The sequence below is a fragment of the Arthrobacter sp. B0316-1-20 genome (assembly GCF_059091865.1).
On sequence record NZ_JBNHHC010000025.1, the window covers coordinates 84799 to 93840 of the forward strand.

The 9042-nt window shown below is 65.0% G+C and carries 13 protein-coding genes; 1 reads left to right on the forward strand and 12 read right to left on the reverse strand.

From position 1 onward, the window contains the following. Positions 1-38 precede the first annotated feature (38 nt). Both AC5RW2_RS29475 and AC5RW2_RS29480 read right to left on the reverse strand, forming a co-directional pair. Positions 39-416 (reverse strand): ankyrin repeat domain-containing protein, encoded by a 378-nt coding sequence (locus AC5RW2_RS29475; protein WP_493962789.1) that lies wholly within the window; start codon positions 414-416, stop codon positions 39-41. A 93-nt stretch (positions 417-509) separates the two neighbouring features. Then, a complete protein-coding gene (locus AC5RW2_RS29480) occupies positions 510-1109 on the reverse strand; it encodes a TetR/AcrR family transcriptional regulator (RefSeq protein WP_493962325.1) in 600 nt (199 codons plus the stop codon). Positions 1110-1387: 278 nt separating this feature from the next. Here AC5RW2_RS29480 and AC5RW2_RS29485 point away from each other — a divergent pair, with 278 nt between their 5' ends. Then, complete coding sequence (locus tag AC5RW2_RS29485) at positions 1388-1621, forward strand: hypothetical protein (RefSeq protein ID WP_494074811.1); 234 nt, start codon at positions 1388-1390, stop codon at positions 1619-1621. A 59-nt stretch (positions 1622-1680) separates the two neighbouring features. Here the strand turns inward: AC5RW2_RS29485 and AC5RW2_RS29490 are convergent, their stop codons facing one another. The 10 genes from AC5RW2_RS29490 to AC5RW2_RS29535 all read right to left on the reverse strand — a co-directional run. Next, positions 1681-3108, reverse strand: coding sequence for an FAD-dependent oxidoreductase (locus tag AC5RW2_RS29490; protein WP_493949397.1), 1428 nt, complete (start codon positions 3106-3108; stop codon positions 1681-1683). A gap of 119 nt (positions 3109-3227) precedes the next feature. Continuing rightward, entirely contained in the window at positions 3228-4130 is a 903-nt protein-coding gene (locus AC5RW2_RS29495) for a hypothetical protein (protein ID WP_493962327.1), read from the reverse strand. A 20-nt stretch (positions 4131-4150) separates the two neighbouring features. Then, positions 4151-4387 (reverse strand): hypothetical protein, encoded by a 237-nt coding sequence (locus AC5RW2_RS29500; protein ID WP_493962328.1) that lies wholly within the window; start codon positions 4385-4387, stop codon positions 4151-4153. Positions 4388-4474: 87 nt separating this feature from the next. Continuing rightward, positions 4475-4933: a hypothetical protein gene (locus tag AC5RW2_RS29505; RefSeq protein WP_493962329.1), complete on the reverse strand. Its 459-nt coding sequence runs from the start codon at positions 4931-4933 to the stop codon at positions 4475-4477. 94 nt (positions 4934-5027) lie between these two features. Next, on the reverse strand, positions 5028-5477 hold the full coding sequence (locus AC5RW2_RS29510; protein WP_493962330.1) for a hypothetical protein: 450 nt from the start codon (positions 5475-5477) through the stop codon (positions 5028-5030). 79 nt (positions 5478-5556) lie between these two features. Beyond that, positions 5557-6012, reverse strand: a complete 456-nt coding sequence (locus AC5RW2_RS29515) for a hypothetical protein (protein WP_493949391.1) — start codon at positions 6010-6012, stop codon at positions 5557-5559. A gap of 58 nt (positions 6013-6070) precedes the next feature. Then, complete coding sequence (locus AC5RW2_RS29520) at positions 6071-6553, reverse strand: hypothetical protein (protein ID WP_493962331.1); 483 nt, start codon at positions 6551-6553, stop codon at positions 6071-6073. Between the two features lie 49 nt (positions 6554-6602). Next, entirely contained in the window at positions 6603-7052 is a 450-nt protein-coding gene (locus tag AC5RW2_RS29525; protein WP_493949389.1) for a hypothetical protein, read from the reverse strand. Positions 7053-7128: 76 nt separating this feature from the next. After that, positions 7129-8202, reverse strand: coding sequence for an Imm61 family immunity protein (locus AC5RW2_RS29530; RefSeq protein ID WP_493962332.1), 1074 nt, complete (start codon positions 8200-8202; stop codon positions 7129-7131). A 1-nt stretch (position 8203) separates the two neighbouring features. Beyond that, positions 8204-9042, reverse strand: an 839-nt coding sequence (locus AC5RW2_RS29535) for an SseB family protein (protein WP_494074812.1), incomplete at its 5' end; no start/stop codon positions are given.

Sequence of the window (9042 nt, forward strand, 5' to 3'; positions counted from 1 at the left end):
GGCCGGTCCCGGGCAGTTTTTTCGTTCTCGTGGGTTGGCTAGTTGTCCAGCAGGTGCTCGCGGCCGAACATTTTGGCTGCATCGCGCGCGGACGGCGTCCCGGCGTCCACGTCCGCGCCGGCCGCCAGCAGCTGGGCCACCACCGCATCCTCGCCCTTGAACAGGGCGCCGGCAACCGGGGACTGGTCGCGGACGTTGCGGATGTCCGGATTGGCGCCCCGGCCCAGCAGCATGCCCACAGTCTCTTCCTGCCCGTGGTAGGCAGCCAGCATCAGCAGCGTGTTGCGGTCCGGATCCAGCGTATCCACGGGCAGTCCGTGGTCGAGGAACTCCGCCAGCTCGCTGGTTTTGCCCTCGCGGGCCAAATCCATGGCGATGCCGACAATCCGTTGGGTCTGTTCTTCACTGAGCGGCATTTCGTTGGTCACTCCCCCAGAGTAGTTGCTCATTCCCCCACACGGTGCGAGCCTGACCCGAATGACGACGGCGGAGCCCGGCTGAGAAATTTATTAGGGAGCCGCCTCCAGGAAACGCCCCAGCAACAGGTGGAATGCCGCGGTCGACACGTCGGCTTGATCTGCCTGCTCAGCGACGACCACCTGCCCGAACCACAAACCGCACAGTCCGGCGGCGAAGAGCGCTCCTTCAGCTGCCGCCTTTTCCTCGGCGGCCCCGCGGGCACTGAGCCAACCGGCGGCGGCGTCACGCCAGCGGGCATGCCCCGGCAACCGGACTGCCGTTCCCGGCGGCGCGGTCTGGTGGGTAGCGGCTTGCTGGATGGCCGCCTCAAACCCCAACCGCTGAAGCACGCGGTTTTGCGCCCCCTGCGAACGTTCCCAGATCTGCAGCAGCAACTGCCGCAGCGCAGGGGCGTCTAAGCCGGCCAGCTGCTCCGGCGACGGCGGCGCCAACTGGACCTCCACCCGGTGGACGATCTCCTCGAGCAGCTGTTCACGGTGTCCGAAGTGGTAGACCAGCATGTAGCTGCTGATGCCCAGCGCCTCGGCCAGCGGGCGGAAGGACAGGTCGGAGAGGTTCTTGTCCTGCAGGTAGACCAGGATGTCTTCGAGCAGCTGCGGCTTGCGCTGCGGGTTCTGCGGCCTGGCCATGCGGTGCGCTTCCTCCTGCTGCTCGAAACCATTGCCGGTGCGACGCCGGTCCGTTGCGCTCCCCGGGAGCGGTCGGCTATCCGGCCGGATTTCAGCTTAGCTGCTGGGCCCTCAGGCTCTGGTCCGGACGGATGACAGACTCTTCCGCGACTTGCCGGAACGCCTCACGGGTTAACGGCCAGCGGCTCCCATACTGGGTGGAAGGGCCGACCTCGGGGGAATCGGACCGGCCGGCCGCCGGAAGTGAAGCGAGCAAGGAAGCGGGCAACAAAGCGATGGTGGCTCCAGTACAGACCCTGCTGCGGCGGTGCGGAGGGCGCTTCCGGGCCTTGCTCCACCGCCCGGCTCCCAAACAACGCGGGCTCGATATTCCGTCCGCGGATCCGAATCAAACACTGCTCAACAACTTGCGTTCCACCTACCCCGGAGCGAGCCTCAGCACGCCCTGCGACGACAAGGTACTGGTGGAACTGCCCGGCGGCGACGTGCTGCGCTTCTACGTCAAGCGCTAGGGAAAACGCCACGGGCGCGGAAAGGGCCGCCGGTTTCCCGTCGGCCCTCCCCTTTCGCGTCAGTGCTGCGAAATCCTGAGCATGTCTTCCCGCGGAACCACCTTGACCCGCTCGCGCTCGACGGCGGGAGCACCGTCGTCGTTGTTTTCCGCGACGAAGGAAGCGCCGAGCTCCCGCTCGTGGGCGTCCAGCTTCAGCCAGCCTTCCCAGGTGGTGTAGGCGACGCCGCGCTCTTCGAGCAGCTTGATGATGGCGTCCTCGTCCGGCTCGTCGGCGGCCGGCAGGTCCAGCCGGTCCTCCAGCAGGAACCCGATGGTCTCCAAGGCGTCGCCCTTGGTGTGGCCGATCAGGCCGACGGGGCCGCGCTTGATCCAGCCGGTGGCGTAGATGCCGGGGACGGGGTTTCCGCCCTCGTCGATCACGCGTCCCCCTTCGTTGGGGATGACGCCGCGGCGGGCATCGTAGCCGACCTCGGGCAGCTCGGAGCCGAAGTAGCCGATGGCCCGGTAGACCGCTTGGACCGGGTATTCGACAATTTCGCCGGTGCCGCGGACATTGCCGGTGCCGTCCAGTTCGTTGCGCTCGAACTTGATGGCGGCAACATGGCCGGCGCCGTCCCCGGTGCCCTCCACGATCTCCAGCGGGGTGTGCAGGAAGTGCAGGTGCAGCCGGCGCGAGGCGCCGGTGTCCTGTTCCTCCACCAGCCAGTTGGTGAGCGTGTTGACCATGGTCTTGGTCTGGTTGTTGGTGCGGATGGCCTCGTCGGAGCCCTCGTCGAAGTCGAAGTCCTCCGGGTAGAGCACAATATCCACGTCGCGGGAATGCGAGAGTTCGCGCAGTTCCAGCGGGGTAAACTTCACCTGGGCCGGGCCGCGCCTGCCGAAGATGTGCACGTCGGTGACCGGCGAGCCCTTCAGGCCCCGGTAGACGTTGTCCGGGATCTCGGTGCTGAGCAGATCGTCGGCGTGCTTGGAGAGAATGCGGGCCACATCCAGCGCAACGTTGCCGTTGCCGATGACCGCGATCTCCTTGGCCTCCAGCGGCCACTCCCGCGGCACATCCGGGTGGCCGTCGTACCAGGAGACGAAGTCCGCAGCGCCGTAGGATCCTTCAAGCTCGACACCCGGGATGTCCAGCGCCGCGTCCTTGATGGCACCGGTGGCGAAGATGACTGCGTCATAGAAGTGCCGGAAGTCGCTCAGGGTCAGGTCCTGGCCGTAGTCGACATTGCCGAGGAAGCGGATGTCGCCGCGGTCCAGCACTTTGTGCAGCGCGTTGACGATGCCCTTGATCCGCGGGTGGTCCGGCGCCACGCCGTAGCGGATCAGGCCGTAGGGTGCCGGGTAGCGGTCGAAGAGGTCGATGCTGACCTCGAAGTCCCGCTCCGCCTTGGTGAGGATGTCAGCGGCGTAGACGCCGGCTGGTCCGGCGCCGATGATAGCCACCCTCAGGGGACGCTGGGTGATGGCCTCGGCAGAGTTAGACACGGGCAGTCCTTCTTCTTGTGGAATCCTCCTGCGCAATAAGCGCACAGTTTCCTATTCTAAATGCCCGCGGGTTGGCCGCCTAACGGTGTGCCGGGCGTCTCATCTGGCGCAGGGAGCGCTCAGCGGCCGGCGCCCGGCAGGCCGGCCAGCCGGTTCTGCACGAATTGCAGATCCTGCACGTCGTCCTCGGCCGCGATGGCCCGGTACACCCCGGCATCGGCCATATCGAGCTGCATCCCCTCGGCGAAGTCCGCGTTGTGACCGGTGTAGGAGAGCCTGAAGAGGCGCCGGTCGCCATCCATGGCGGTATCGAGGACCCGGAAAGGAAGCCCGTTGAAGGTGCAGGAGACGTTCAGTTCGTAGAGGTCGGTAACGTCCTTTAGCGCAACCTTCGCCCGCCAGACCCCCCGCGGGGTCTTCGCGAAACCCGACACGTCCGCCGGGGGCTCCCCGGCCGATGCGAGCACCACGGTGTTGCCGTCGTCAACCATGTCGGCAATGAAATCTGCTCCGCGCCATGTGGCACGCCAGCCCAGCAACGACGACGGCGGTACGGGCTTCGGCTCCACCCTCGCCTCATCGGCGACCGCCGCCCAGCCGCGGGCTACATCGACATAGACCGCGAGGAGATCCTCCGAGCCGTTTCGGCCGATGCGCCAGAGTTCCGCGCCGGCCGGCAGCCGCACTTCGTCGAGATAGAACAGCGGGGCTTGGCCACCGTTCCAGGACGTGAAGCCCGTTCCGGTGAACGGCTCGCGGTCCACAAACTCCGGAGCCAGCGCGTCGTGCAGGTAGTTCCCGACCGGAGACTGGAAGCGGAGCACATCGATCGTTTCCGCATCCCGCTGCCACGGAGACCCTGAAAACCCCAGCCCGTGGGCGTCGAACAGCAGGTCCGGGGTTCGTGCCCCGACGACGTCCGCCGCCCGCAGCACGTAGCCGGCCACGGTGTCCGCGGAGTTGGCTCGATAGTTGCGGCTCAGGGCCGGGCTCACGGCCTTCTGCAGGATTGTCCGGGTCATGCTTTTCGCTCCACTCTTAATCACGCTGTGTGCGCCCGCTCGGTGCGCTCGATGTTCAGGTCCTGCAGGGCATGTGGCTCGACCCAGCCGAACACGAGGGCATTCTCATGGACCATTTGCTTGCAGTCCGGCCCCGGCTGCTCACCGCCGTCACGGATAAGGGTGAGTTTGCCGTTGTAAGGAGCAGAACCGTCCAGTTCCCATTCGCGCCCCTGCCAGGTCCCATAGGTACCTGTCAGTTTCGTACCGTCACTCATCCACACGTGCTACCCCCTGCTGGCCGCTGCCGGGCAGGTAGTTGCGGCCCGAGACTGGGCTCGCTGCCCTCTGCAGGATTGTCCGGGTCATGCTGTCAGCTCCACTCGTTCCGATTTGAAATCCGTCAGCGCATGCTCTGGAATCCAGCCGAAGACCCAGCTGCGGTCATATTCTTCGAAGCTATATTCCCGGACGAGCGCATCCCAATGGATGCGGGATTCGCGCGGCATGGTCTCAACGGCCAACCGCCCTCCTTGGTCCTGCGCGATGATGCGCACATGGGCCTGGATGTCGTGACCCGTGCTGCCGGTGAGCGGAACAGATCCCGTAGCGGCGATCTCATGGAGATCGGATACCTCTGATTCGGGAACCTCCAGATAGTGCCGGGTAGGCGTCCGGCCAAACCGATTCGGAAACTCCAGTGTGGACCATTCCGGCGAAGGCTTCTCGCCGCCATCCTGAATGATCGTCAGCCTCCCCTGGTAGGGGGTGCGCCGCTGGATCTCCACCACCCGGCCGTTCCACGTTCCGTAGATCCCGTCCAACGGAGTTCCATTGCGAAGCCACATGTTCACACCCTAATCCAATGATCTCCGTCGAATATCCCGCCCAGAACCTTGGACGCCCCACGACGGGAAATCATCCATGGCGCTCAGTTCGTTCGATGGCGATATCGGCGAGAGCCTGTCGTGGAACCCATCCGAAAACAAAGGCGTTCTCATAGCGCTTGAATCCGAACTCCTGCACGAACCCGTCCATGAAGTTCGGTGCGGCCTGTCCGAAAGTCTGCACGGCGAGGCGACCTTCGTGGTCCTCCGCCAGCAGCTCGACCGACACGCGGTCCAGCTTGGCCGTGGCACGAATGGAATGTAAGTCCGACACTTCGTTCGCGTCCACGATGCGTCGGAAGTGAACCGGGGTGCGGGCAAACCGGTTTGGAAAATGCTGCTCAGCCCACTCCTGCCCCGGGCTGTCGCCCCCATCCTGAATCAGGACGAGCTTCCCCCTGAGCGGCCGGGTGCTGTCCAATTCGAACGCCTCGTCGCGCCACGTGCCGTACGAGCCTGAAAGCTTGGTTCCGTTACTCATCCACATACAGCGCACCATGCCCCTACTGTTTCGCGCCGCGACCTTGATATGAGTGGACGCTCAGGGTGTCGAGCAGGATTCATTCTGATATCTCGGTGCGTTCGATAGAGATGCCGACGAGGGCATGCGATGGGACCCATCCGAAAACGAACGCGTTCTCGTAGCGCTCGAACTCGAATTCCTCCACGAGCCTATCCATGAAGTTCGGCGGTACCGGACCCAACGTTTGAACGGCAAGTCGTCCCTCGCCGTCCTCCGCCAGAAGCTCCACGGCGACGCTATCAAGCCTGGCCGTCGCCCGAACGGAATGGACGTCGGAGACAGAAGCTGCGTCGACATCCTTGTAGAAACGGACTGGTGTCCGAGCGAATCTGTTGGGAAAATCCAGCCGTTCCCAGTCCTGTCGTGGCTGTTCTCCACCATCTTGAACCAGAGTCAGGTACCCGCGATCACTAGCAGAACTCCACAGCTCCCATTCGTGTCCCTGCCACGTCCCGTAGGTACCACTCAGTTTCGAGCCGTCGTTGCGCCACATATTCCGATTTCCACTCCAGCCGTCCTCTGGGGCATGGCCTGAACTAGGACAGTCAAAGTCATGACGATCGTTCTATTCGTTCGACTTTGAGGTCTGTCAGCGCATTTCCTGGGACCCACCCGAAGACCCACGAACGGTCGTATTCTTCGAATCCGTATTTCCGGATCAGCGCATCCCAATGGTGACACGGTTCACGGGGTTCTGTCTCGACCGCTAGGCGGCCCTGATCGTCCTGCGCGATGACACGCACGTAAACCTGTATATCGTGGCCAGTTGAGTCGTGCAGCGGGACGAAGCCCGTGGTCAGGATCTCGTGCACATCGGAGACATCGGCTTCCGGAACGCGGAAACGATAGCGCACGGGCGTCCGACCGAACCTGTTCGGAAAGATGTCGCGCTTCCATTCGGGCCCGGGCTGGTCTCCCCCGTCCTGAATAAGGGTGTACTCGCCTCTGGATGAGACCGGTGAGCGCAGTTCCAGTTCACGATTCCGCCACGTACCGTAATAGCCAGTCAGTTTCGTTCCATCCTGCATCCACATGGCCTAACCCCCTTCCCGGCCTCCCGCGCCTCGGTTGGATGGCGGGACGTCATTTGTCCCGCTCAGTGCGTTCAATGGTGATATCGGCGAGGGCGTGCCGGGGAACCCATCCGAAAACAAAGGCATTCTCGTAGCGCTCAAACCCAAATTTCTCGACGAACCCGTTCATGAAGTTTGGTGCAGCCTGGCCAAGTGTCCGGACGGCTAGGCGACCTTCGTGGTCCTCCGCCAGCAGTTCAACGGACACAGCGTCCAGCTTTGCCGTGGCACGAATGGAATGAACTTCCGAAACCTCGTTCGCATCCACTATGCGTCGGAAGCGAATCGGGGTGCGAGCAAAACGATTCGGAAAAGTGTGTCGCGACCATTCGGGACCCGGCTGCTCCCCGCCATCCTGAATCAGGACAAGTTTTCCAGCGACTGCCCGGGTACTGTTCAGTTCGATCTCTTCGCCTCGCCAGATGCCGTACGACCCGGAAAGCTTCGTCCCGTCACTCATCCACATGGGCTGCCGGCGGTGCGTCGCCGGGCCAGGGACCGGTGCGGCTCCTCAGGCTTGCCGCATCATCCGGCCCTCAGCCGGCGGCTCCCAGCCGGTCCGGGCCGAACAGCGGCGAGCCGTCGTCCGACTCGATCGACGCCAGCAGCTCCTCGATGGGCGCCCCGGAGTAATAGGTCAGGTGGCGCGCCCCGGTGCCGGTCGGGAAGAAGGCCCGGAACTCCCCTCGCTCGCTGGTGCCGGTGAGGGTAACCGGGTAGGCCTGGTCGGGGTCCTCGACCCGGCAACCGTATCGGTCGGTGTAGGGCAGGAAACCGTCCCCGGCGTCCGCTGCCTCCAGGAACCGGTTGGCCCGGCCGCTGAGGAACAAGAGGCACCGCGTAAGTATGTCCGGGTCCTCGGTGCGCACGTAGGACCTTTTCCGGTCCGCGTTGTCGTGCGGCATTTCAAAGTCCAGGATGTACCTTTCGGCTGTCGCGCTGACGGTCGTGCGCTCTCCGGCCGCGTTCATGAACGCCCACTGATCGTCACGGATCAGCGGTTCGGCTAGGGCGGCGTACTGGACGGCCTTGTCCATCCGTTCGGGCGGCAGTTCCGCCAGCCGGCCCGGCAGCCCTTGGAGAACGTGGCCCGGCCTGCCCGGCCCGAACAGCGGGGCACCGTCCGCCGCGACGAGTGACACCACGAGGGACTCCAGCGGAAGTGCAGCATACCGAGTGAAGATCCGCGCGTCGCGTGCCACCGGAAAGCCGGCGGTGACGGTGCCGCCGGGTCCCGTACGTTCGAGCACGGCGGGCGACTTGTGCGGCTTGGTGCGAAGCGTCCAGCCGCCGGCGTCATCCATCCCCTGGTCGGAGAGAGCCAGAAAGCGCAGGCCGCGGCGTTTGCGCTGCCAGAACGCCGCCCGGAACAACAGGCAGCGCAGCAGGGCCTCCGGGTCCGCGGTGCGGACGTATTCCGGCTTCCCGGGCCAGTAAGGCGCGATGACGTCCCGGAAGACGAAGCCGTCGGCCTCGGCGGCGATGGACATCCGGACGCCGTAGTTGTTCCGGACGGTCCAGGCGCCGTCCTCCAGGGAACTGCGGCCCCCGAACCACTCTGCAGCTGTCGCCAGCAGGGCTTCGTCCAGCTGCCCCAGGTAGGCTGCCATGTCAGAAGTCCGAGGCGCGGAGCAGCGCTTCCGGGCCGGCGGGGTCCACCACCATCGACAGTTCGGGCCTCTGGCGCAGCATGTCGATGGCCCAGGTTGCCGGCACTTCCCTGAACCGCGCCGCCGGCCGGAAGGCGGCAACTTCCGGCCCGGACGAGAATACGGGAAGAATCGGCCCGCCGTCCTGGCCCTTGAGCAGGATCGGGCCTCCGTCGGAGACACCCTCGTCCGGACGGTCAACCGTCAGAACGACGGCGCCGGGCCGCTTGAGCTGTTCGGCGACGGCGTCGGTGCCGCTCTGGCTTGCCACGGCCCGCTTCAGGTCGACATTGGCCAGGCTCCCGGCCGCGAAGCCGATTTCCGGACGACCGAGGGCGCAGGCGGGGCCAGCGGGATTGATGTAGAGGTAGGCAATGTCCCGGTGGCCGTCGACGAACTTCACCAGTTCCTCGCCGGGCTGGACCCAGGACACCGGTGCCCCCGGCCGGCCCGTGGAGGCCCGGAATTCGGCCAGCTTCTCCTGCGAGGTGAAGGCGAGCACGGACGGCGAACCGTGGACTTCGACGACGCTGATGCCCGGGCGCCCGGGGTTATCTGTGGCATCGAGCAACACTTCGCTGCCGATCAGGTGGCGCAACACATTGACCGCCGCCGCCTTCCCCGGATTCTCGCTGAATCTCGTTACGGCGTCGGCGACCAAGCGGTTGTCCAGCCCGCGCCGGCCTGCCTGTTCCTGCCCGGCTGCTGATGCGGGCCCCTGGTCGGCCGGTTCTCCCAGACCGAAATCGGGCGCGGGCTGGTCGAAATTGAAGTAGGTGTCCAGGGAGTATTTCGGTTCCG